Raw genomic sequence first — 23218 nt, 5'->3', positions numbered from 1 at the left:
ACCCGCAAATCATTCGGTGAAGGAGGTCTAAGGTGCCTCACCTGGGAGTGCCTGAGCTGTTGATTATCCTTTTGATTATTATAATAATTTTTGGCGTGGGGAAATTGCCGGAGCTGGGGGGAGCCCTGGGCAAGAGCATAAGGGAGTTTCGCAAAGCAACTTCCGGGCTTGATGAAGAAGAAAAGGGGGAGGAAAAAAAGGGTTAACCCCTTTTTAATTGCTGAAGAATTTCGCTCGCTCTGCGAGGGCTTATAACGCCCTCTTCTACCATTTTCTTGGCTACTAAATCTATGAGTTCCCCGGTAGCGCCCGCCGCTATAGCAACCTGACGAGCGTGAAGTTTCATGTGACCTCTTTGTATTCCTTCAGTAGCAAGGGCTAGGAGGGCTGCTAAATTCTGGCCTAACCCAACACTGGCCATAACCTGGGCCAATTCTTTCGCAGTTTCGACTCCCAAGATTTTAAGGCATAATTTTGCTACGGGGTGAACTCTGGTAGCTCCCCCCACTGTGCCTACAGCTATAGGTAGTTCAATGAAACCTTCCAAATCCCCCTCTTCATTTTGCTTCCAGGTCGTTAATGGCCCATATTGCCCATTTCGAACGGCGTATGCGTGAGCTCCTGCTTCCAGAGCTCTCCAGTCGTTTCCAGTTGCTATAGCTACTGCGTCTATTCCATTCATTATCCCCTTGTTGTGAGTCGCAGCCCGGTATGGGTCCACTGCTGCTAAGGCCCAGGCCTCTACAATCCTCCTGGCCACTTCTTTTCCCGGCAGCCCTTTACTCTCAAGCGCTTTCCACGGTATAAGGCATCGAGCTCGAGCTAAGCGGCGGTCGGAGAGATTGGAAAGAATACGCAGGATAACTCTACCCCCTGTGATTTCTTCTATAAAAGGAGCTATTGTTTCGGCCACGGTGTTAACTACATTGGCCCCCATAGCATCTCTCGTGTCGTAAAGGAGGTGGATTACCAGCATGGGGCCCGCGGGGGTATCCGGGAATTTCCTTATCTCTAACCCTTTGCTCCCTCCTCCCAGGGAAACGATGGTGGGATGTTTGGCATCAGCCAGTTGGAAAATTTCATCTCGAGCCTCAAGGATCTTCTGCGTCGCTTCTTCCATATCCACAATGTCCATCACCTGGATCTGAGCTATCATTAAAGGTTCAGAACTTTCAGCCTGGAAACCACCCCCTTCCCTGACGAGTTTCGCTGCATGGCTCAGCCCCGCCACTACTGACGGCTCTTCTATGGCCATTGGAATGAGGTAATCTTTACCGTTTATGAGGAAATTGACAGCAACCCCCAGAGGCAAAGGGAAGAGTCCTATTACGTTTTCTATCATTTTTTCAGCCTGTTCAAGGGAAAGGCTTTTTTCTAAAAGCGCTTTTTCTTCCGGGGAAAGGTTTGCCCAGTGGGCTATAATTTCGATTCTTTCCTGCAAACTTAGCCTATAGAATCCTGGAAGACGGGAGGTTTTTTCCAAGGTTTTCCTCCTTAAAATCGTCACCTAAATTTTAACCGCTTTCAGTTTGGAAGCAAAAGTGCGGCCATCGCGTACGCGATTGGCGGAGTTTGAAAAAGGATGAGCGATCAACCGGTAACCTTAAGGGAACGAGCTCGCAACTGCTTGTTTTCTTTGCTCCCCAGAATAAAAGTCAGTGACCTTCACCTGCGGCCGTTACGGGACGGAATTTTTCCGGGTTGCTCGGGCTGTCAGTTCCTATCAGGAGGTGGAGAAGACGCTCTGGTTAGCCCAAAAACAATTAATACTCAGATGGTAGTGGTATGTTGTCCCTGGCCGAGCCTTCCGGGCCCATTATCCAGCGCCCCACCGGCCAGGCTGCTCTGGTTTATCTGTACCTTTTTCCGAGGCTTAAGACTTGGCAAAAAATTTCCCCTATGCTATACTAAAATTGCCCTTGGATGGGCAAATCTTTTGAGGAGGAGATTGTATGCACCGCAAGAGGCTCCTTCTGATCATTGCCGTTTTTACCGTTCTTGCTTTGCTGGCGGCCTGTGCTACCCCTACCCCCATAGTTGTAGAAAAGCCTGTGATTAAAAAGATAAAGGCCGCTTTTATCTATGTAGGCCCCATTGGAGATTACGGCTGGACCCACGCCCACGATGTTGGCCGCAAGTATGTCCAGGAAAAATTCAAGGACTGGCTTGAGACCGTTTACGCCGAATCCGTCCCTGAGGCTGACGTTGCCCGTTATCTGGACCGCTTCGTGGTAGAAGAGAAAGCAGATGTAGTCTTCACTACCTCTTTCGGGTATATGGACGCTACTATAGAAGCAGGTAAGAAGTATCCCGATAAGATCTTCTTCCACTGCTCTGGATATAAGCGAGCCAAGAACGTGGGCACTTACTTTGCTGAATTCTACCAGCTTTACTACCTCAACGGCCTGATGGCTGGAGCCCTCACTAAGAGCGGGAAGGTCGGCTATGTTGCTGCTCACCCCATCCCCGAAGTAATCCGCCACATTAATGCCTTCGCCTTGGGCGTGAAAGAGGTTAATCCCGATGCAAAGGTGGATGTCCGCTGGCTTTTCTCCTGGTACGATCCGGCTAAGGCCCGCGAAGCAGCCGAAGCTATGATCGCCGATGGGGCTGATGTCCTGGCCTTCACCGAAGACTCCCCTGCCGTGATCCAGGTAGGCGAGGAATACACTACCCAGAAGGGCAAGCCTGTTTACACTTTCGCCCACTACAGCCCAATGCTCCAGTACGGCCCCAACTCCGTGGTTAGTGGCCAGCTGGTTCACTGGGAGAAAATTTACGAGGACATCCTCATGAAGATTTACCTAGGCGTCTACACCAACCAGAACCTGGAAAACGTGGACTACTGGTGGCTCCTCAAGGAAGAGGCTGTGGAGCTCGGGGCTGACTTCGGAGTTCCCATTAACCCCAAGTTTGAGGATGCTCCCAAGGCCAAGAAGGTGAAGGACCCCATCTTCGGCGAGATAAGCGTGTATGACCTGGTCTTCAAGCGCTTGGCCCAGATGAAGGAGCCCACCGTCCTCTTTGACCCCTTCACTGGCCCCATTTATGACCAGGATGGCAAGCTCAGGATAGAGCCTGGGCGCCGCGCCACCTACCACGAGCTCTGGACTATGGACTGGTTCGTGGACAACGTGGTGGGCAAGATACCGAAGTAAAACTTAACGGTAAGACGGGGGGTGCCCTCGGGTACCCCCCTTTTAATTTATCCCTGGAGGTGGAAATGGAGGAATTGGAATTTGATCTGGCGATAGTAGGGGCCGGGCCAGCAGGATATGTGGGGGCTATAAGAGCTGCCCAGCTTGGAGCCAGGGTTGCCCTGGTGGAAAAGGACCGTATTGGAGGAACCTGCCTCAACCGGGGGTGCATTCCTTCCAAAGCCCTCCTCCACGCAGCAGAGGCAGCCGAGTTGATCCAAAAAGCCCCTAACTGGGGGGTAAAGGCCCGCTTTGATGGGTTTAACCTTGAAAGCCTCAGGGATTTCAGAGATAAAACGGTGGAAAAAATGGTAAAGGGGGTTGAAACCCTCTTAAAGAGCTACAACATCCCCATTTTCCAGGGGGAAGCTTCTTTCCTGGACCCCCTGACCCTGAAGGTTACGACGAGGGAAGGCGAGCAACGTATCAGGGCCCGCAATTTCCTTGTGGCCACGGGTTCAGAGCCAGCAATCCCTCCAATTTCCGGAGCCAATCTCCCGGGGGTTTCAGATTCGGATGAGATAACCAGACTGGAAAGCATACCCTCGTCTATTGTTATAATCGGGGCTGGCGTTATAGGCATGGAGCTTGCCACCCTCTATAGCAGTCTGGGCAGCAAGGTCACAGTGCTGGAGCTTCTTCCCCGCATCCTTCCGCCTGCCGATGGAGCCATTGCTTCCAGATTTCTCGCTCTTATCAAGAAGCGAGGGGTTGAAGTTATAACTTCGGTTAAAGTAGAGGCGATAGAGCCGGAAGGAGACAAGCTTAAGGTGGTTTGTTCCGGAGAGAAGCCCTTCCACTTCCTGGCCGAAAAAGTAATCCTGGCTGTTGGGAGGCGACCGTATACCCGTGGCCTTAACCTTGATGGAATCGGGATAGAGCTGGATAAGGGGTTTGTGAAGGTGAACGGTTACCTTCAGACTTCAATCCCTCACATTTTTGCGGCCGGGGATTGTGTGGGAGGGGCATTAATGGCCCACAAGGCTTCCTATGAAGGGGAGATAGCCGTTGAAAACGCTCTTGGCCACCACCGAACCCCTGATTATCGTGCCATCCCTTACTGTATTTACACTTTCCCGGAAATAGCCGGAGTTGGCCTCACGGAGGAAGAGGCCAGGAAGGAAGGGGTGGATTTTGAGGTGGCCAGTTTCCCCTTTACAGCCAACGCCAGAGCCTGGACTATGGATTCAGCTGAAGGGGTTGTGCGGCTTATATGTGAGAAAGGCTCCAGGAAGATCATCGGGGCTCACATAATGGGGCCGTGGGCCGGGGAACTGATAGGCGAATTGGCTCTGGCGGTTCGCCTGGAGCTCAAAGCTCAAGAGGTGGCCTGGACGGTCCACCCCCATCCTTCTCTCTCCGAGGCGGTGATGGAAGCTGCCAAAGCAGCCTTTTACGGCGAAGCCATACATTATAGGGCAATACGCCGCAGATGATGGGAGGTAAAATTGCCTTCAAAACAGGACCCCATCGGAATCTTTGACTCTGGAGTAGGAGGGCTTTCGGTCTGGCGAGAGGTAACCCGGCTTCTGCCCTTTGAAGATATCCTTTACTTTGCTGATTCCGCTCATCTTCCTTACGGTGAGCGTTCTTTGGAAGAAGTCAGGGCTTTTTCTGAAGCCATAACCGGATTTTTGATAGAACAGGGAGCCAAAGTTGTGGTGGTTGCCTGCAACACAGCCTCTGCTGCTGCCCTCCATTACCTCAGGGAACGTTTCTCTGTCCCCATAGTCGGAATGGAGCCAGCCGTTAAACCGGCCGTAACTGTGACGAAAAACGGGAAAATAGGGGTTATCGCCACAAAAGCCACCTTCCAGGGGATTCTCTTCCAGCGGTTGGTAGAGAGGTTCGGGCAAGGGGTGGAAATTTACACTAAAGCTTGTCCTGGTCTGGTGGAGATGGTGGAAGAAGGACTCCTTAACGGCCAGGAGGCTGAAGAGAAGGTAAAAGCCCAGCTTGAACCTCTCCTCAAAGAAGGGATAGACGTACTGGTCCTGGGCTGCACTCACTATCCTTTCCTAAGGGAAACCCTGGAAAAGGTGGCTGGCCCTGGAGTAGCGGTAGTGGATCCATCCGAGGCAGTAGCTCGTCAGGTGAAGAGGGTGCTGGAAGGTCGTGGGCTTTTGCGGGAAGAAGGGCCAAAAGGCCGTTACACTTTTTTCACTTCAGGGGAGCCAGAAAAGTTCGGGAAAATTCTGCACAAATTGACAGGACTTAGCGGGCCAGTCGTCAGGGTTACCTGGGTGGGAGGAAAGGTTACCGTCCCAGATCTCCTTTGAGCTTTCTCTGGAGCTCGTTAAGGAGGACAAGAGCCTGGATGGGGGTAATGTTAGCAATGTCCACCCTGAAGATTTCTCTCACCACATCCCAAACCGCTTTGTCATTGGCCGGCAGGAGGAAGCTATCAGGTTCAGGAGCTATTTCCCGGAAGGTCAGAGGCTGGGGTGTGTAGCCTTTCTCCGCCTTTTCCAGGATCTCCCTCGCCCTTTCCGTCACTTCCTCGGGCAGGCCGGCCAGTTTTGCTACTTGGATGCCATAGCTCTTGCCCGCTCCACCCCGAACTACACGCCTTAAGAAGATGATCTTTCCTCCTTCTTCGGCCACAGCCAGGCTGTAGTTCTTGACTCCCTCAAGGTGTTCCTCAAGTTCTGTAAGTTCATGGTAATGGGTGGCGAAAAGGGTGCGGGCTTTTATACGATTGTGAATGTATTCAGCTACAGCCCAGGCTATGCTCATCCCATCGTAGGTGCTGGTGCCCCGGCCGACTTCGTCCAGAATTATGAGGCTTCTGGGGGTAGCATTGTGGAGGATGTGAGCAGTTTCTCCCATTTCTACCAGGAAGGTGGAGCGCCCCTTGGCAATTTCGTCCGTTGCGCCGATGCGGGTGAAGATCCTGTCCACAAGGCCTATGTGGGCTTCTTTGGCCGGGACGAAACTTCCCATTTGAGCCATGAGGGTAATAAGGGCCACCTGGCGGACGTAGACGCTTTTACCGCTCATGTTAGGCCCGGTTATTACAAGAAGCCTCTCTCCATCACCCCCCAGGGAAACATCGTTGGGGACAAAAAGCTCTCCTTCGGGCATCATCCTCTCCACTACGGGGTGACGCCCTTCTTTTATGCTTATGACCAGGCTTTCGTCCACAGTGGGTTTTGTGTATCCGTAGCGAGCTGCAGCTTCCGCCAGAGAGCACAGGACATCCAGTTGAGCTAAGATCCGGCCTGCCTGCTGGAGGCGATCCATCCGAGAGGCTACCTCCCTCCTGAGCCTGATGAAGAGCTCGTATTCCAGCTCTCTGGCTTTATCCTGGGCTGCCAGTATTTCACTTTCTTTGGCCTTAAGCTCCGGGGTGATGAAGCGCTCGGCTCCTGAGATGGTGGCCTTCCGCTCGTAGTGGGGCGGGACCAGGTGGAGGTAACTTCTGGTTACCTCGATGAAGAAGCCAAAGACTTCGTTGTATCGGATCCGGAGGTTTTTGATGCCAGTCCTCTCCCTTTCCCTGGCTTCATACTCTGCCAGCCAGGCCCTGCCTGAAGCTACCTCCCGGCGCAGAGAGTCCAGTTCTCTGCTGTATCCAGGGCGAATGAGCCCCCCTTCCCTGACCAGAACTGGTGGGTTGTCTACCAGGGCGTTGCGGATGAGGTGGGCTACATCCTGAAGTGGGTCAAGAGCATGGTTCAGTTGCTGAAGTAAAGGGGCTTGAGCACGGCTCAAAGTTTCTTTTATCGGTGGTATCCTCTCCAGAGAGCGCCTCAGGCCCACAAGATCTCTGGCGTTAGCGCTCCCAAAACCTATCCTTCCCACCAGTCTCTCCACATCGTAGAGGCCATCCAAGAGAGCTCGCAGGTCGGAACGCAGGAGGTGATCCTGGGCGAGATTCTCAACGGCATCAAGCCTTGCCCTTATCGCTTCGGGGTCCAAGAGGGGTTTGGTTATCCAGCGTTTGAGGAGTCTGGCACCCATGGCCGTGCAGGTGTGATCCAGAACCCAGAATAGAGAGCCCTGGGTTTCTCCTTCCCGCAGGGTTCTCAGGAGTTCCAGGTTGCGGCAAGTGACGGCATCCAGGTTCATGTAGGTGGAAAGGTTGTAAACCCTGATAGCCCTTATGTGTTCCAGATCCGAAAGCTGGTTCTCCTTGAGGTAGCAGAGCAAGGCGCCAGCCGCTCTGAGGGCAAGGGGCAAAACTTTCAGTTCCTGGGGGATTGAAGCGAGGTGGGAAAAGAGGATTTCCTGAGCAGAAGGAAGGGAGAAGGCCTCCTCTCTGTGGGGGGAAATGCGGGCCTTCCGGATGTTCAGGAGGCGGGAGACAAAGGCTTCATTGGAAACGAGGTGAGGCGGGAGCACATACTCGCTTGGGCGGAGGCGTTCCAGTTCCTCCAGGAGAGTTTCTAAGGGGTTTCCTCCCTCAACCTGGGTGGCTGAGAAATCCCCGGTGGAAAGTTCCATGAAAGCTAGGCCATATCCTTCATCTCCGCGGAGGATAGCCGCCAGGAAATTCTCTTCCTTATCGGGCAGGAGCCCTTCTTCCACCACCGTCCCCGGGGTTATAACCCGGACTATTTCCCTTCTTACCAGGCGCTTGCCTTTGCCCGGTTGTTCCATCTGTTCGGCTATGGCGATTTTGTAGCCCTTCTCTATGAGTTTGCCGATGTAAGTGGTAAGCTGGTGGTAGGGGATCCCGCACATGGGAAGCTTTACAGTCTTGGAAAAGCGCCGAGAGGTGAGGACGAGCTCCAGTTCCCGGGAGGCGATTTTGGCGTCCTCGTCAAACATTTCGTAGAAATCACCCAGACGGAAGAGGAGGATAGCGTCAGGGTAGAGGGCTTTGAGCTGGCGGTATTGTTTGAGCATTGGGGTGAAATTTTCTTTCATCGTTCTTTTACCCTGCGGAGTATTTCCTCAGCCACTGCCAGGCCCGAAGCTGAAGCCTGGACCAGCCCCCTTGTCACTCCGGCGCCGTCTCCAGCGGCAAAGAGGTTCTTGACCTGGGTTTCAAGGGACGGGGTAAGTTTGAGGCGCGAAGAGTAAAACTTAACCTCTACCCCGTAAAGGAGGGTATGGGGCGAATAAACCCCAGGGACCAGTTCATCCATAGCCTTGAGCATTTCCAGGATGTCCACAAGGTAGCGGTAAGGCAAAACAAGGCCCAGATCGCCTGGTGTTGCGTCCTTGAGGGTTGGAACTACTATGCTCCGGGACAGCCTTTCGGGGGTTGAGCGGCGTCCCTGCTCCAGGTCTCCAAGCCGCTGGACAATTACCCCCCCGCTCAGGAGGTTGGCCAGCCTGGCGATGGATTTGCCATAGGCTATAGGGTCTTTAAAAGGCTCGGTGAAACGCTTGCTCACCAGGATGGCGAAGTTGGTGTTGAGGGTTTTATGGTTAGCATAACTGTGGCCATTTACAGTCACCACATCCCCCACATATTCCAGAACTACCTCACCGTAGGGGTTCATGCAGAAGGTCCGGACTTTGTCGTCAAAAGCTCTGGAAGTATAGAAAAGCTTGCTCTCGTAGAGGACACTGGTGAGGGGTTCCATAACGACGGCGGGGACTTCCACCCTTACCCCGATATCTACAGGGTTACGGTCCAGAGATAAATTCAACTCCTTAGCAATTTCCGTCAACCAGGAAGCGCCTTCCCTGCCTGGAGCTATGATCACGAAATCAGCCTGGAGGACTTCGCCTCTTTCGGTTTCCACCCCCTTGACGATGGAGTTTTCGGTCAGGATACGGGCTACAGGGGTTTTCATCCTTAATTCCACGCCCCGGGACAGGAGCTCTTCCTGCATATTGCGTAAAACTTTGCGGCAATTTTCAGTGCCAATGTGGCGAACAGGCATGGCCAGAAGTTTAAGGCCAGCCCTGGCCGCCTTTTTCTGGAGCCGTTCTACCTCATCGGGGTCATTCCCGAAAATGGGGCTTTCGGCTCCAAAGCGGATGTAAAGCCTGTCCACCTCACGCATAAGAGCTTGAAGTTTATCCCCGTTCAGGTATTCTCCAAGGTTACCCCCCACTTCGGGAGAAAGGGTGAGTTTGCCATCGCTGAAAGCTCCTGCTCCGCCCCAGCCCGAGAGGACGTTGCAGGGATTACAGTGGACGCATTTCCCCCCTGGCCGCTGAGCAGGGCAATGTCTCTTTTCCAACTCGTGGCCTTTGTCAAGAATCAGTATGCTAAGGGATGGATTTTCTTCGCTCAGCTTAAGAGCGGCGAAGATTCCGGTGGGCCCTGCCCCCACTATTATCACATCAAAGCGCTCTTTTCCACTCAACTTTTAATCCCCTCCTCTATCATTCTCCGAACATCCTCCTCCGTTATCATAGGAACACCAAGCTCCCGGGCCCGGTTGTATTTTGTAGCACCGGGGGCTTCACCTACTATGAGGTAATTGGTCTTGCGGGTTACTGCATCGGCTACTTTTCCGCCGTAGCGTTCAATCAGTGCGGCGAATTCTTCCCTGGGCACCGATAGAGTTCCGGTGATCACGAAGGTCAGGCCCGCCAGAGGCCTGGGCCCCTCTACCACCACTTCAACTTCTTCAGCCATTCGCACACCTGCCCGGCGAAGCTTCTCAATGATTTCCCGATGGCGAGGCCTGGAGAAGAAATCCACCACGCTCCGGGCTATCCTTGGCCCAATGCCTTCAATTTGCATGAGCTCTTCTTCCGTAGCAGCCATAAGCTTATCAATGGAAGGATAATGCTTGGCCAAAGTCTGGGCCACAATTTCCCCCACATACCTTATCCCGAGAGCCGTCAGAACACGCCAGAAAGGCCTCTGCTTGGAGGCTTCTATAGCATTGAGGAGATTGCTTACCCTCTTTTCAGCGAAGCCTTCTAACCGGAGAAGCTGCTCGGGCTTGAGGTAATATAGGTCGGCCACATCTTTGACCAGGCCCTCTTTCACCAGGAGTTCTGCAACCTTCTCTCCCATACCCTCAATATCCATAGCTCCTTTGGAGGCCCAGTATTCCACTCGACGCACAAGCTGAGCTGGGCATGCAGCGTTCACGCAGTAATAATCCACCTCGTTTTCAGGCTTGACTGCGGGCTCTCCGCAGACAGGGCAATTTTTGGGCATGTAGAAGATCTTCTCCTGGCCCGTGCGCAGCTCCTTCACCGGTCCCACCACCTGGGGGATGACTTCTCCAGCCCGTCTCACGATTACGGTATCTCCGATGCGGATGTCTTTTCGGTGAATATCTTCCTCGTTGTGGAGGGCAGCCTGCTTTACAATGACTCCACCCACGTGGACTGGCTCTAATATCGCCACGGGGTTGAGAGAGCCGGTGCGGCCCACATTTATCACGATATCCAGGAGCTTAGTGGTGGCTTCCCGGCCCGGGAACTTGTAAGCCACGGCCCCTCTGGGAGCATTCCCCACAACGCCGAGGGCTTCCTGAAGGGCTAAATCGTTTATCTTAACCACAACTCCGTCCACTTCGTAGTCCAGAGAGTCCCTTTTCTTCATCAGTTCCTTGGATAAAGCGATGACCTCTTCAAAGCTTCTGGCCAGTCGGTTCTCGGGGTTGACGGGAAAACCGAGGGATTTAAGGTATTCCAGAGCCTCCCACTGAGTCTTTATGGGTTTTCCCCCCTCAATTTCCACAATGGCGTAGGTAAATAGGCTGAGGGGCCTCTGGGCTGTTATAGATGGATCAAGTTGGCGTATGGAGCCAGCTGCAGCATTACGCGGGTTAGCGAAAGTCCTCTGGCCCAGCTCCGCTTGGCGGCGGTTGAACTCCTCAAAGGCACTCACAGGCATGTAAGCCTCGCCCCTCACCACGATGCGCTTAGGGGGCTCAGCATCGGGAATAACGGGGATCCGAAGGGGTACAGCTTTTATGGTCTTAAGGTTAGCTGTAACATCTTCACCCACAAAACCATCGCCTCTCGTAGCGCCTTTTACGTAAACACCATTTTCGTAAGTAAGCACTACCGTAAGGCCATCAACCTTGGGCTCAACGGTAAACTCCAGATCCTCAGGCTTAACCCCTTCAGGCAGGATCTTAGAAATACGCCTGAACCATGCCCACATCTCTTCATCGTTGAAGGCATCCTGGAGGCTAAGCATGGGTTTGGGATGTCTCACCTCGGCAAAGCCCTCTGCCGGCTGGCCTCCGACCCTCTGGGTGGGGGAATCGGGCGTAATGAACTCAGGATAGAGTTCCTCAAGCCTCTTAAGCTCCCGCATAAGAGCATCGTATTCAGCATCGCTTATTTCGGGCGCATCCAGGACATAGTAAAGGTAATTGTGGTAATGGATAAGCCTGCGCAGCTCTTCTATCCTCTTTTTAGCCTCCTCACGGCTCAACTCCGCCATAGCCCCCTCCTCAGGGTCAATTTGTATCCCAGCAATTTAAATTACTGCATTTTAGTCAATTTGGCAAGGGGAATCCTGTAGAGGCGGATTGAGGTCTGCCTGCCAGAAGAGGAAACATTTTGGGCCTGCGCACACCATCTATTTCAGGCCCTGGTGGCCGATCGTGCTCAGTTCAACGCGCCCAGCCCGCGCCAGCTTTCCAGCCCCTGATTAGCCTGTCCTTTCAAGCCTTATGGTTTCCAGACCTCCCAAACTTTACCCACCAGCGCTGGACTGGGCTTAAGAGTAGTTTTGCCTGGCTGCCAGCCGGATGGGGTTACCTCTCCAGTAGCTCGCACATGTTGGAACGCTTTGATCTGTCTTATCAATTCATCGGGATTCCGGCCCACCTCCGGGGTTAAAACTTCCATCGCCCGAATAACGAAGTCCGGATCAATGATGAATCGGCCGCGAATATCTACCCCGGCAGCTTCATCGTACACCCCGTAAACTCTGCCTATTTTCCCTCCCGGATCTTCCAGCATTGGGAATGGGACGCCTCCGCTGACCATTTTTGATAATTCCTGTTCCTGCCAGACCTTGTGCACGAAACGGCTGTCGGTGCTTATGGCCAGCACTTCTACACCGAGAGCCTTGAGCTCTTCATATCGGGCAGCGACCGCTGCCAGTTCTGTTGGTCAGACAAAGGTAAAGTCTCCCGGATAGAAGCAAAGAACAATCCACTTCCCTTTATAGTCAGAAAGCTTGACCGGCTGAAAACCCACGCCCTCAATGTAGGCGTTGGCTTCAAAGTCAATGGCTTCCTGGCCAACTCTTGCTATCATTTTGACCTCCTCTTTTAAAGCTATTTTTTCAGGCATAACTGAAGGTTCAACCTCCGGCAAGATTGGTCCGCGCGCTGGTCTGACGCAGCTATCTTTAAGTTCCGCCATATTAACCTCCTTTAGACTATCACTTGCCATCGCTTTTTTCATGACAGGCTAACAGGGGCACAACTCGCTGCAAGGTGCGAAAAATTCCCAGGTTTGACATTCAGGCTGGGCGCTCTTCTAAACCCAATCCCAGGCTTGTGACCGGAGAAGGTTAATAGATTACTTTGGTAGTATTATAAATCGCTGAGGGCAAACTGTCAAACAACTTGTGCAGTGAGGACAGGCCCTCGGCCTGCCAGCTGGTTCTTTTCCAGGCCCTGGCGCAATCACCCTTTAACCTGGTTTATGCCTTGAGCGCCCGATTCTCGTTCCCAGATTCACCACCTCTGTGACAGTTAAAGAATCGCGGGGCTTCATCCACTGGCAGGAAGCCACCCTTGGCGATGCTCAAAGGACAAAGTATAATTTCCTCCAAGGAGGTGAGGCATGCGGGTTGAACTTATCGCAATTACCCGATTTTTAAAGGGCGATGGAAGCCCCGAAGCCCTTATAGAACATGCCGGCCGGGTGTGCTACCGAAGCCAGAGCCATGGAGATCCAGCTTCTTTCATAAAGGCTCGGATTCGCGACGGGCATGAAAGTATAATTGAGCACGCTTCGGCAACCTTTGAAATCAGCGGCATCTCCCGAGCTTGCAGCCATCAATTGGTCCGCCACCGGTTAGCCTCCTACTCGCAGGAAAGCCAGCGATATGTATCCATGGATAATCCGGAATGGGTCCTCCCGCCTTCCATTGCCAACGACGAAGAAGCCCGGAAAATATGGGAGCAATTTGCCGAAAAGGTAAAAGAGGCCTATCGGGCTCTGCGCGCCCGGGGTATTGCCAAGGAAGATGCACGTTTCGTTTTACCTAACGCCACAGCTACCCGCATCGTGGTCACGATGAATTTCCGGGAGCTCCGCCACTTTTTCCGGGTACGCATTTCCCCCCAGGCTCAGTGGGAGATAAGAGAGCTCGCCGTTCGCATGCTGGAGATCATTTACCCCTACGCCCCAGCCGTATTTGAGGATTTGCGGGAAGAATTGCATCAAAGATATCCCCATTTCTTTACTTTAGGCTTTTCGGGTGGATTACTTCAGGAGGTAGGGGAAAAGTGAGGGAAGGGCTTAAAGTTGAAATCAGTTTGCCTTCTGTTTCAGTAATTGTAACGGCTTACAACGAGCAGGCGTTCATTGAAACGACCATTGCCTCAATCCTGGAGAGCGGTTTTCCCTGCGAACTCATCGTGGTTGATGATGGCTCAACCGATCAAACCCCAAGAATACTTGAAAAGTTCGGCGAAAAAATCAAAGTCATAACTCACCCCACCAACAGAGGCAAGGGCGCTGCAATGGCTTCAGGACTGAAGGAGGCCACCGGTGAAATTGTGATTTTCTGCGATGCTCACCTTTTGGGGCTCAAGCAGCACCACTTGCTATTTATGGTGTTGCCACTGGTTTACGGTTCGGCCAAGGCTGTCCTGGGTGTTGGGATACAGGAGAAAATCCCTCTTCCGCTGGTGGATATCGGCCCTCTCCTGGTTTTAACGGGCCAGCGCGCTTACTACAGGTCAGATTTACTGCCCCTGGTGGATGAGATAGAGGACCTCGGTTATGGAGTGGAAACCTTTCTTCTGACCAAGTTCCCCCGGAATAGAACCGCCGTAGTCTTGCTTCCAGGACTAATCCATTTGACAAAACAGGATATGGCACCTCTTTTGGCTGTTACAGTGGGATACTTAAGAGAGGCCATTGAGATCCTGGAGACCCTGGCGAGAATTCAGGGCTTAGCCCCTAAAGAGCTCATAGAATTGAGAAGAAGGCTTTCCGCGCTGCTGGCCAGATACATGGGCACCGATAAAAAGAGAGCTCTCTGGCCTGCATTTGCCGCTGACCGCCCCTTGAGGTGGTTTAAACGCAGGCCATTCATTGGTTTTCGCCTCAGAAGACCCCACAATGCTACCAGGGAAGAGGTCCACAGGTCTTTTAAGAACTAATGCGTGTTTGCCTGCACCCAAGTTTTCGGATTCTGAACGCCAGGGTGTTGCTCAACCAGCACCTTTTAGCCTGAGCTGAAATTTAACTTTGAGACTCAGGAGGGGTCTCTTTTCGCAAAAAGTAGCCAGCCCGGTTTAAAAGCTCCTCTATTTTAGGTATGTCGCGTTTCTCTATTAAAGCCATAGTGGGGGAAAGCATGGTTCTCAGCAGTTCTTTGAACTCCGGTTCCTCCCGGAATTTCTCCATAATCCAGGGCGCTGGTGCTTCCAGGACGGTTATTGTTCGTAAGGTAAAGGTTTTGTAGAGCCTCGCCCAGCGTCTGAGGGATTGCACTACGACAGATGGAAGACGCCCCCCAGTGGCTCTCCGAAGGAAATCCAAGATCATCTCTACCGTTATACCCCGCTGGAATGCTTCCTTGAGGGATGAGCGAGTTATCAGGTAAAGGTAAGCCTGGTCCGTAGAGCCAGTCCATGAGGCAAACCTCTCTACCTGGAAGCGATGATAGAGGCTGGCCTCGCGGGGAACCAGGATGGTGAAATCCTGCCTAACCACTATAGGCTCTTCCGGATGGGGTCTAACGGGAGCTCTACTGAGGAGTTCTTCTCCCCAGGAGGAAAGGCGGAAAGAGTTCACACTACCTTTCTCATCCGTCCCGAGCTCCAGAACTCCCAACCAGTAGAGGGGGCCTGTAACGATGAAGCGAATCAAAGCTCCTTCAACTTTATCCCAGTGCTCAAAACCCATTAGATATTCCCCGGTAACCCGGTCGCGGATGTACCATGAACTGTAATTTCCATCGGGGCGCTGGAAATCGGGCTCCTCTTCTTTGATGAAGTTAACGAAAGAATCCAGGGATACCCATTGATTCCCCGGACAGCGTGCCAGGAAAGAGATTATACGCCTTCGAGCTAAGCGGGGGTCGTTGGAGCGACCTGTTTCCTCCCAGATGAGGTTTGGGAGGAGACGAAGTTCATTCCAGGAGACGCTTTCAAGCCAGACCTGCCACAGGCCCGTCAGCCTTTCGTGAGAGGGGGCCTTGAGCCAGGGGCGCAGCCTTTCGGGAAAAGGCCTGATTTTGCCGGCCTCTAAAGTTATAAGGCCCAGAGCTATGGCCATATGCTGCACCAAAGTGAAGAAAACATCATTTCCAGTGGGAGGCCAGGTTTCTCTCTCTTTGATGAAGCTGACGATTGATTCAGCCCTCTCGGGGGGCAAAGAGCCCTCAGCAGTAGCCTGGGCTGGTTCTTTCTGCAGGCAAACCAGATAAAGAAAGAGGGCTTCACACAGGTAATGGCTGGCCCGCAATGAATGAGCGGGAATTAAGGGCTCCAGGGCTTTGGTGCTCATCTTCTCCAATGACACCGGAATGAGGTGTATAAGCTCCTGGGGGATGTAAATGACTTCGGTAAGGCCGCTTTCGGTCAGCTCAAAGGTCTTGAAAATTAGGCCTAGGAACCATAGTTTTTCGGCGGGGCCTGCGGGATTCTCCCACGGCCTTTCCCGGAGCAGTTTGGCGGGTCCGAAAGGCCTTATGGGGCCATAACGGCGGGTAAAAAAAGAGGACAGAACTTTTCCTCCCCAGCGGATGAGATTGTCAAGGGCTTCGCGCTCTTCCGGGGTAAGGCGGCCCAGGATTTTGCTGAAAGCTTCTGGGTCCTTCATGCGAGCCTCGAGGCGCTTGACGAATTCCTGTCGCCCTTCCTGACCCGGGCTCAGCCCCCACTGCTGAGCTATCACCTCTAACATTATTAGCTCGTGTTCCAGGAGGCTTTCCCTGAGTTCTTTCATAAGCCGAGGGAAGAGCGCAGAAGGGAAAAGTTGAATCGTTCGTTCAAGAGTTCCTCAAAGCGGGCCACCTTTCTCTCCTGATAGAAGCGGCTGCGGCCAAAGTAATTCTCTACCAGCTCCACGCTGGTAAAAGTATCGTGGCGGACCACAATCATGGGTATTCCCACTTCTTCGGCCCTGCCCAAGATAATTGGGCTTGGGCGGATATTCCCGGTAAGCACCACGCACTTGGTGGAAGTTTCCAGAGCCGCAAGCTGGATATCGGGCCTGTCGCCTCCTGTTATAACTACCTTATTGGGCCGACGGCGGAAGTAAGAAAGGGCTAAATCTACGCTCATAGCTCCTACCATCACATACTCTATAAGTTCATCGGTTTTATCAGGGCAACAGAGGATTTCCCCGTCCAGAACCTCTACCAGCTCTTTCACTGTTATAGAAGCCAGGATTCTTTCGTGAGGTAGAATTCCGAACACTTTTACCCCTTTGGCTTCAATATATGGGCGAATAACCTCTTCAACATACTGCATCCTGGGTCTTGGCACCATATTTATCACGATCCCCAGGAGCCTATCCTCCAGGCGGGATTGAGCTGCCAGAATATCATCTACCACTCCCAGGTCTGAGGTATACTTTATTATCATCAGAGCCGGGGCATTAAGGAGTTGGGTTACCCTTGGGGCCGACAAGCCAGCGATATAGCCTTCCCGGAGAGTCCCAGCCCCCTCCAGCAATATTAAATCCCTACCTCTGGCGCAATCGGAGCACGCTCTCTTGAGCTTTTCTTCAAAATCCTCCCGAATTTTCCCCGTTAATATAGCCTCCACTACATTGGGGGTAAGAGCAATGGGGACTATTTCCGAAAGAGGCTGAGAGAGCTGAAAATAGCGTTTGAAGAAAAGAGCATCTTCGTCTACTACCTCTCCATTTTCCTGGCGAGCTGCGGTGCTTACAGGCTTCATGTAAGCTACGGACAGACCCTCCTGCCTGAGCCTTTTGCCTATCCCGAAACAAAAAGAGCTTTTGCCCGAAAATTTCTCAACGGAAGAGATGTAAAGCACAGCCATGTTCTTCCTCCTTTAATTTCTAGGGCTTAAAGTTATTCTCATATCCACGGCCATAGCCCCTTTCCCCTCTTCCAGGACCATAAGCGGGTTTATATCCATCTCCACGATTTCGGGAAAATCCACAACCAGCTTCGCAACCCTTAGGATTACATCTACCACGGCCCTTATATCCCTGGGTGGCTCTCCTCTTACCCCCTTGAGAAGCTGGATTGACTTCACCTCGTTTACCATCTCCTCTGCTTCTTCTCTGGATATAGGGGCGATCCTGAAGGACACATCCTTGAGGACTTCCACATAAATTCCTCCCAGGCCGAACATAACAAGGGGGCCAAATTGCGGATCCCTGCTCATCCCTACTATCACCTCTTTACCCCCCCTGACCATTTGCTGAACCTGGCAACCCCAGATGGTGGCATCGGGCATGTAACGGGTAGCCCTGTAAACCAGAAGTTCAAAAGTGTCCCGGACTTCGGAAGGACTCTGGATATTCAGCTTAACTCCTCCTATGTCAGTCTTGTGGATGATGTCAGGGGAAGCTATCTTCATTACTACGGGATAGCCTATTTCTTCGGCGATGGCAACAGCTTCTTCGGGAGTGCGGGCGAGAGCAGTACGAGGCCCCTTTATCCCACAAGCCTCCATAATAGCTCTGGCTTCAGCATCCCCCAGAAACAGGCGACCTTCATCCCAGGCTTGAGCTATTGTCTTTCTTATAACTTCCACATCAAATTCAAAGGTTGGAATTTCCGGGATGGGTTTCTCTATCCACTCTTTGTATTCCCACATGGCTTTGAAAACAGCCACAGCTCTTTCCGGGACTTCGTAATTGGGGATGCTATATTCTCTGAGGATGCGAACGCCCCTTTCAATAGTAGCGCGCCCCATGAAAGAAGCTAAAACAGGTTTGGAATAACGAGAAGCGATTTCCCCTACAGCCCTGGCCGTTTCTTCAACCTGAGTCATAACCTGAGGGGAAAGGATAACCAAAACCCCGCCCACATTGGGGTCTTTAAGGACTGCCTCTAAGGCTACCGCATAGCGGTCTGCCAGTGCATCCCCCAGGACATCCACCGGGTTCAAGACACTTGCAGCTGGAGGGAGGCGCCCCCTCAGGAAGGCTATGGTTTCGGGAGAGAGGGTGGCGATACTAAGTCCCGCTCGTTCACAGGCATCAACAGCCATTATCCCTGGCCCACCGGCATTAGTTATGATGGCGATGGAGTTTTTTTCCAGCAGCGGCTGGCGCGCAAAGCCTACTGCCAGGTCAAAAAGATCCTGCACCGACCTTGCCCTTATTATCCCCGATTGCTTAAAGGCGGCTTCGTAGGCTTTTTCCGAGCCCGCTAAGGTTCCAGTGTGAGAGGACACAGCTCTGGCACCTGCACCTGTAGTCCCTGCCTTTATGGCTATTACGGGCTTGGAGCGAGTGACCCTCTGGGCTATCTCCAGAAAGCGAGGGCCGTTGACCACTCCCTCAAGATAGGCAGCTATAACCCTTGTATTGGGGTCTTCTTCCCATAGTTCCAGAAAATCTACCTCATTGAGGTCAGCTTTGTTCCCAAGACTTACAAATCTGGAAAAGCCTATCCCTTCCGTAATGGACATATCCAGGACCGAAGTGCACAGTGCCCCTGATTGGGACATAAAAGCGATGGAACCAGGCAGGGCCATGGAGGCAGCAAAGGAAGCATTGAGAGGGATTACGGTATCTATAAAGCCCAGGACGTTGGGCCCGAGGATTCGTAACCCATAGCGTCTGGCTATTTCTACAAGGGCTTTTTCCCTTTCTAAACCCTCCTTTCCCACCTCTTTAAATCCAGCAGAGATAACAATTAGACCTTTAACCCCCTTTTTCCCGCAATCTTCTGCGGCCTGAAGCACGAGGGGAGCAGGAATTACAATAACCGCCAGATCCACCTCATCCGGCACCGAAAGAATAGATGGGTAACACCTTAAGCCCAGGATTTCAGTGGCGTTGGGGTTTATGGGGTATATTTTGCCCTGGAAACCGGATTTTATGATGTTTGAAAGCACCCCATAACCGAGTTTTGCGGGATCCCTGGAGGCCCCTATAACCGCCACAGACTTAGGAGCGATAAAAGCCTCAAGCATTTTGACGCTCCTTCTGCTATTTGTGTTTGGATTATACCTTGCGGCAGCAAAGCTTGCAAGCTAAGTGGTAAATTCAGTAAACCTGGCGCCGCTTTTGAGGGATGTTCCTGGCCCGGCCTTGCCTCATTGACCAGCTATTGTCTTCTTTTGCGTGCTTCTTCACGGATTGTCTGAAGGTCTATAACTTCAGCAACTTCAAAGCGAGGGGGGACAACCCTGTTTCCGTGCTCATCCACCACCGGCCTCATTCGTATTATCGGGGGGAAATATCCCATACGGCCATGAAGTTCCGCCAGGAGAACGACGGCAATGAAGTTAAGCGACGGGGGGTTAATTAAGATCGGCAGAGTTTGCCACTCTACTGGTGAGAATCCCGCTGCGTCTGCCAGCGCACGTACCTGTGGCACAAGGGGCTGCTGAGGGTCAATCTGGGTAGGAATTTCCACCACCTTTTCCACCCTCTGTCTGATAAAGCTTTCTATCTGCGCAATATGCTCCTGGGTCAAAGGATGGGAAAAATTGATAAGAATCATGAGAGCACCCCCTTCTTTGTGTTGGGTTACTGTGAAATTTCCTCTATCGCTGGAATTTGGGCATCTGGATTATACTTTAATGCTCAAATCCGTCAAGCTCGCTTGGGGGAAGCGGGTTTTCCTCGTCCGCCCGGGTTGAACAGGGTAATCTTCCCTGCCAGAAGAGGTTGGTGGTATAATTCTTCCAAAGGAGGAAATATGAGTGAACTTTCCCGGGGAGTAGCTTTTATTCTTCTTTTGGCTCTGCTCGCAGGAGCCTGCGCCCGAGCAACTCCTGTAATTTCAGAAATTCGCAAACCGGCGGTAGCTGGCCAGTTTTACCCTTCTGACCCTGAAGAACTTTCGCGAATGGTTGAGGCAATGCTGGCCAGAGCCGAAAAGGTCCTGACCTCACCTCCCCAGATCCTTATAGTCCCCCACGCCGGCTACATCTTTTCCGGCCAAGTGGCTGCCTGGGCTTTCAAACAGGTGGAAGGGCTCCGATACGATGCTGTTGTCATAATCGGGGTGAACCATTATGTGCCCGGTTTCCAGCAGGTTTCCGTTTACGCCGGTGATGCCTTTGAAACCCCTCTCGGCTTAGTCCCTATCGCCGGAGACATAGCTAAAAGCCTTCTGAAACACGAGGGCATAGTGTTCGATAAAGAACCCCACAAACGAGAGCACTCCATAGAAGTGGAAGTGCCTTTTATCCAGAAGGCTTTGCCTGACACCCCCATCGTTCCGATAGTGGTAGGGGAACCTGTGGAGAAAAATGCTCCCCTGCTGGCCGATGCTCTTGCGAAAGTCGCAAAGGGCCGCAAATTGCTTTTCGTCGCCAGCTCAGACCTATCCCATTACCCTTCTTATCAGGATGCCAGGAGAGTTGATCGCGCTACTCTGGAAGCAATCCTTTCAATGGATCCCCAAAATTTCCTCAAAACCACCGAGGAATGGATGAACAAAGGTATACCTAACCTCGGGACCTGTGCATGTGGGCGAGGGGCAATTTTAACGGCCTTGTTCCTGGCCCAAAAGCTTGCCCTGAACAGGGCTACAGTCCTCCGTTACGCTAATTCAGGCGACACACCTTTTGGAGATGCAGAAAGGGTGGTGGGATATGGAGCGGTTGCTTTCTGGAAAGAAGAGGGCGATAAGCCTCCTCCTCCCTCCGATTTGCCAGCTATTGATTCATTGGCTCCATCCATTGAACCTGTGGCCCTCAGGCCTGAGCAGAAAGAACGGCTCCTCAAAATAGCAAGAGAAACCATAGCTTACTTTCTGGATTATGGCTTTGCGCCCCTTTACAAAGTGGAAGAGGAACTGCAAAGGCCCAGTGGTGTTTTTGTCACCCTGAAAAAGCATGGGGAACTAAGAGGGTGCATGGGGGAAATTCTCCCTCAAAGGCCTCTTTTTGTGGCTACCCAATGGGCAGCCCTGGCGGCCGCCTTCAACGATCCACGCTTTTCACCCCTTTCCAGGGAAGAACTGGATGAAGTTAAGCTGGAAATTTCCCTGCTCTCCATTCCCCAGGTTCTGAAAGACCCGGAAAAAGTGGAGGTGGGCAAGCATGGAATTATAATCGTTAAAGAGGAAAAGATGGGACTTCTTCTACCCCAGGTTCCGATAGAAGAAGGGTGGAGTAGGGAAGAATTTTTGAGAGGTGTCTGCCGTAAAGCAGGCTTGCCCGAGGATGCGTGGAAAGAAAAGGATGTAAAACTTTACGTTTTCACTGCTGATGTTTTTGGGGAATAAAAGGGGGTGAGCCTGAAGACCCACCCCCTTTTAAGCCTTACTCTTCAAGCTCCGCCTTGATGGCGTTAGCCAGACGCCTTATTCCCTCCCGAATTCTCTCCGGAGGCTGGTTGGAGAAATTCAGGCGCATGCAGTTGCGCCCTCCACCGTTGGGATAGAAAGCGAAGCCCGGGACGAAGGCCACCCTTTCCTCCTTGGCTTTTTCCAGCAATTTCTCAGAGTCTACCTTTTCAGGCATGGTGACCCACAGGAAGAGCCCACCTTCGGGTCTGGTCCAGGTAACGCCTTCGGGGAAAAATTCCTCCATAGCCTGAATCATTACATCTCTCCTCTCCTTGTAAACCCTGCGGATTTTGCGGACGTGTTCCTTGAGAAGCCCTCGCCCCAGGATATCGGCCGCGACAAACTGTGGGAAAGTGGCGGTGTGGAGGTCTGCACCCTGCTTGGCCAGAACCAGCTTGTTTATGACCCGACTGGGGGCTGTAACCCATCCAATCCTGAGGCCTGGAGCCAGGGTTTTGGATAAAGTGCAGAGGTAGATAACGTTTTCCTTATGGAGAGTGATCAAGGGCACAAGATCTCTTCCTTCAAAGCGCAGCTCCCCATAAGGGTCATCCTCCACGATAAAAGTGCCATGGCGGGCTGCCAGCTCTATGATTTTGTACCTTCGCTCCTCGCTTATGGTAACTCCTGCAGGGTTGTGGAAGTTGGGGAGAACGTAGATGAACTTAACCTTGTATTTCTGCAGCAACTTCTCCATATGCTCCACGATTATACCTTCATCGTCCATGGGGGCCGTCAGAAACCGGGCTCCGTAAGCGCTCCAAGCCTGGATTGCGCCCACGTAAGTGGGTTCACTGGTCAAAATGTAATCTCCTGGGTCTATGAAAACTTTGCCCACCAAGTCAAGGGCTTGCTGGGAGCCTGTGGTTATGAGGATATTCTCCTCTTCAGCAGGGACCCCATATTTTTGCATTTTTTCTGCCAGAAGGCGGCGCAGCTCTGGATGCCCTTCGGTAGGGCCATATTGGAGAGATGCGGGACCGTAATGGGCTAAAACGTATTCGCAAGCTTCTCTCACCTCTCTTATAGGGAAAAGCTCGGGAGCGGGCAGCCCCCCAGCAAAGGATATAACATCGGGGTGGACAGTAAATTTGAGAAGCTCTCTAATTATTGAGCTGGCCATTTTGTGGGTTCGAGAAGCGAAAGCTTCTTCCCAATTGGTTGTGTACCGCCCATCAAAAACCGATATTGGCGCCCTGATTTCGGTTAAAATATCAACCTCCATCTCTCGCTCCTCCTTAAGAAAATTAAAAACCGCCTGTAATGTGCTACAGGCGGTTCGCTTGCTCACGATTTATAAGCCCTATAAGTAGCCCCATACCCGAAATCATCTCAAATTGCACCTTTTTTATCAAGCTCCTTTGCTTACGGCAAATACCATTATAGCACACTCATTTTCCAGAGTCAAGCTGCCGGCCCCCGAGCGCACCACCTCCTCCAGAGATCGCTCCTACCATCCCTCTCCCAACGCACCCGTAGCAAACGATTGTTTAAA

At 52.3% G+C, this 23218-nt stretch carries 17 protein-coding genes; 7 read left to right on the top strand and 10 right to left on the bottom strand.

All coding sequences use genetic code 11. From position 1 onward, the window contains the following. The first annotated feature begins 32 nt into the window (after window positions 1-32). Complete coding sequence (tatA, locus tag NZ653_01290) at window positions 33-206, top strand: twin-arginine translocase TatA/TatE family subunit (protein MCS7285763.1); 174 nt, start codon at window positions 33-35, stop codon at window positions 204-206. Here tatA and NZ653_01285 read toward each other — a convergent pair. After that, entirely contained in the window at window positions 203-1483 is a 1281-nt protein-coding gene (locus NZ653_01285) for a hydroxymethylglutaryl-CoA reductase, degradative (GenBank protein MCS7285762.1), read from the bottom strand. The two genes, tatA and NZ653_01285, sit on opposite strands and share 4 nt — an antisense overlap. 469 nt (window positions 1484-1952) lie before the next feature. Here NZ653_01285 and NZ653_01280 point away from each other — a divergent pair, with 469 nt between their 5' ends. The 3 genes from NZ653_01280 (at window position 1953) to murI (ending at window position 5476) form a co-directional block, all read left to right on the top strand. Next, window positions 1953-3158 (top strand): BMP family ABC transporter substrate-binding protein, encoded by a 1206-nt coding sequence (locus NZ653_01280; GenBank protein MCS7285761.1) that lies wholly within the window; start codon window positions 1953-1955, stop codon window positions 3156-3158. A 65-nt stretch (window positions 3159-3223) separates the two neighbouring features. Beyond that, on the top strand, window positions 3224-4633 hold the full coding sequence (lpdA, locus tag NZ653_01275) for a dihydrolipoyl dehydrogenase (protein ID MCS7285760.1): 1410 nt from the start codon (window positions 3224-3226) through the stop codon (window positions 4631-4633). Window positions 4634-4645: 12 nt separating this feature from the next. Beyond that, window positions 4646-5476 carry a glutamate racemase gene (gene murI, locus NZ653_01270; GenBank protein ID MCS7285759.1) on the top strand — a complete coding sequence of 277 codons (831 nt, stop codon included), beginning with the start codon at window positions 4646-4648 and terminating at the stop codon, window positions 5474-5476. Here murI and mutS read toward each other — a convergent pair. The 4 genes from mutS to prxU all read right to left on the bottom strand — a co-directional run bounded on the left by mutS (window position 5454) and on the right by prxU (window position 12449). Next, window positions 5454-8069 carry a DNA mismatch repair protein MutS gene (gene mutS / locus NZ653_01265; protein MCS7285758.1) on the bottom strand — a complete coding sequence of 872 codons (2616 nt, stop codon included), beginning with the start codon at window positions 8067-8069 and terminating at the stop codon, window positions 5454-5456. The genes murI and mutS overlap by 23 nt on opposite strands. Then, window positions 8066-9466, bottom strand: a complete 1401-nt coding sequence (locus NZ653_01260; protein ID MCS7285757.1) for an NAD(P)/FAD-dependent oxidoreductase — start codon at window positions 9464-9466, stop codon at window positions 8066-8068. The genes mutS and NZ653_01260 overlap by 4 nt, the downstream gene beginning before the upstream one ends. After that, on the bottom strand, window positions 9463-11517 hold the full coding sequence (ligA, locus tag NZ653_01255) for an NAD-dependent DNA ligase LigA (GenBank protein MCS7285756.1): 2055 nt from the start codon (window positions 11515-11517) through the stop codon (window positions 9463-9465). The genes NZ653_01260 and ligA overlap by 4 nt, the downstream gene beginning before the upstream one ends. Before the next feature lie 230 nt (window positions 11518-11747). Then, window positions 11748-12449: a thioredoxin-dependent peroxiredoxin gene (gene prxU, locus NZ653_01250; GenBank protein ID MCS7285755.1), complete on the bottom strand. Its 702-nt coding sequence runs from the start codon at window positions 12447-12449 to the stop codon at window positions 11748-11750. Window positions 12450-12875: 426 nt separating this feature from the next. Between prxU and thyX the strand changes: the two genes are divergently transcribed. Continuing rightward, window positions 12876-13547, top strand: coding sequence for an FAD-dependent thymidylate synthase (thyX, locus tag NZ653_01245; GenBank protein MCS7285754.1), 672 nt, complete (start codon window positions 12876-12878; stop codon window positions 13545-13547). Continuing rightward, entirely contained in the window at window positions 13544-14425 is an 882-nt protein-coding gene (locus tag NZ653_01240) for a glycosyltransferase family 2 protein (protein ID MCS7285753.1), read from the top strand. Before thyX ends, NZ653_01240 begins: the two co-directional genes overlap by 4 nt. Window positions 14426-14507: 82 nt before the next feature. Here NZ653_01240 and NZ653_01235 read toward each other — a convergent pair whose 3' ends face one another. The 4 genes from NZ653_01235 to csx15 all read right to left on the bottom strand — a co-directional run bounded on the left by NZ653_01235 (window position 14508) and on the right by csx15 (window position 19926). Then, complete coding sequence (locus NZ653_01235; GenBank protein ID MCS7285752.1) at window positions 14508-16217, bottom strand: helicase-associated domain-containing protein; 1710 nt, start codon at window positions 16215-16217, stop codon at window positions 14508-14510. After that, window positions 16214-17281: a phosphotransacetylase family protein gene (locus NZ653_01230; GenBank protein MCS7285751.1), complete on the bottom strand. Its 1068-nt coding sequence runs from the start codon at window positions 17279-17281 to the stop codon at window positions 16214-16216. The genes NZ653_01235 and NZ653_01230 overlap by 4 nt, the downstream gene beginning before the upstream one ends. A 12-nt stretch (window positions 17282-17293) precedes the next feature. Next, on the bottom strand, window positions 17294-19393 hold the full coding sequence (locus NZ653_01225; protein MCS7285750.1) for an acetate--CoA ligase: 2100 nt from the start codon (window positions 19391-19393) through the stop codon (window positions 17294-17296). Window positions 19394-19527: 134 nt separating this feature from the next. Further along, entirely contained in the window at window positions 19528-19926 is a 399-nt protein-coding gene (csx15, locus tag NZ653_01220) for a CRISPR-associated protein Csx15 (protein MCS7285749.1), read from the bottom strand. A 198-nt stretch (window positions 19927-20124) separates the two neighbouring features. Between csx15 and amrB the strand changes: the two genes are divergently transcribed. Then, on the top strand, window positions 20125-21660 hold the full coding sequence (gene amrB / locus NZ653_01215) for an AmmeMemoRadiSam system protein B (GenBank protein ID MCS7285748.1): 1536 nt from the start codon (window positions 20125-20127) through the stop codon (window positions 21658-21660). A gap of 37 nt (window positions 21661-21697) precedes the next feature. Here amrB and NZ653_01210 read toward each other — a convergent pair whose 3' ends face one another. Beyond that, window positions 21698-22948, bottom strand: coding sequence for a PLP-dependent aminotransferase family protein (locus NZ653_01210; protein ID MCS7285747.1), 1251 nt, complete (start codon window positions 22946-22948; stop codon window positions 21698-21700). Window positions 22949-23218 lie beyond the last annotated feature (270 nt).

It is taken from the genome of Anaerolineae bacterium (assembly GCA_025062375.1).
GTDB lineage: Bacteria > Chloroflexota > Anaerolineae > SpSt-600 > SpSt-600 > SpSt-600.
The sequence above is the reverse complement of the archived record's forward strand: the minus strand, read 5'-3'. Positions and strand labels throughout refer to the sequence as shown.

Coding starts and splice junctions, on each gene's coding strand:
- thyX (MCS7285754.1), top strand. CDS start 12,876: ATGCGGGTTGAACTTATCGCAATTACCCGATTTTTAAAGGGCGATGGA.
- NZ653_01235 (MCS7285752.1), bottom strand. CDS start 16,217: ATGAAAGAACTCAGGGAAAGCCTCCTGGAACACGAGCTAATAATGTTA.
- NZ653_01210 (MCS7285747.1), bottom strand. CDS start 22,948: ATGGAGGTTGATATTTTAACCGAAATCAGGGCGCCAATATCGGTTTTT.
- amrB (MCS7285748.1), top strand. CDS start 20,125: ATGAGTGAACTTTCCCGGGGAGTAGCTTTTATTCTTCTTTTGGCTCTG.
- NZ653_01280 (MCS7285761.1), top strand. CDS start 1,953: ATGCACCGCAAGAGGCTCCTTCTGATCATTGCCGTTTTTACCGTTCTT.
- mutS (MCS7285758.1), bottom strand. CDS start 8,069: ATGAAAGAAAATTTCACCCCAATGCTCAAACAATACCGCCAGCTCAAA.
- NZ653_01230 (MCS7285751.1), bottom strand. CDS start 17,281: ATGGCTGTGCTTTACATCTCTTCCGTTGAGAAATTTTCGGGCAAAAGC.
- ligA (MCS7285756.1), bottom strand. CDS start 11,517: ATGGCGGAGTTGAGCCGTGAGGAGGCTAAAAAGAGGATAGAAGAGCTG.
- lpdA (MCS7285760.1), top strand. CDS start 3,224: ATGGAGGAATTGGAATTTGATCTGGCGATAGTAGGGGCCGGGCCAGCA.
- csx15 (MCS7285749.1), bottom strand. CDS start 19,926: ATGATTCTTATCAATTTTTCCCATCCTTTGACCCAGGAGCATATTGCG.
- NZ653_01225 (MCS7285750.1), bottom strand. CDS start 19,393: ATGCTTGAGGCTTTTATCGCTCCTAAGTCTGTGGCGGTTATAGGGGCC.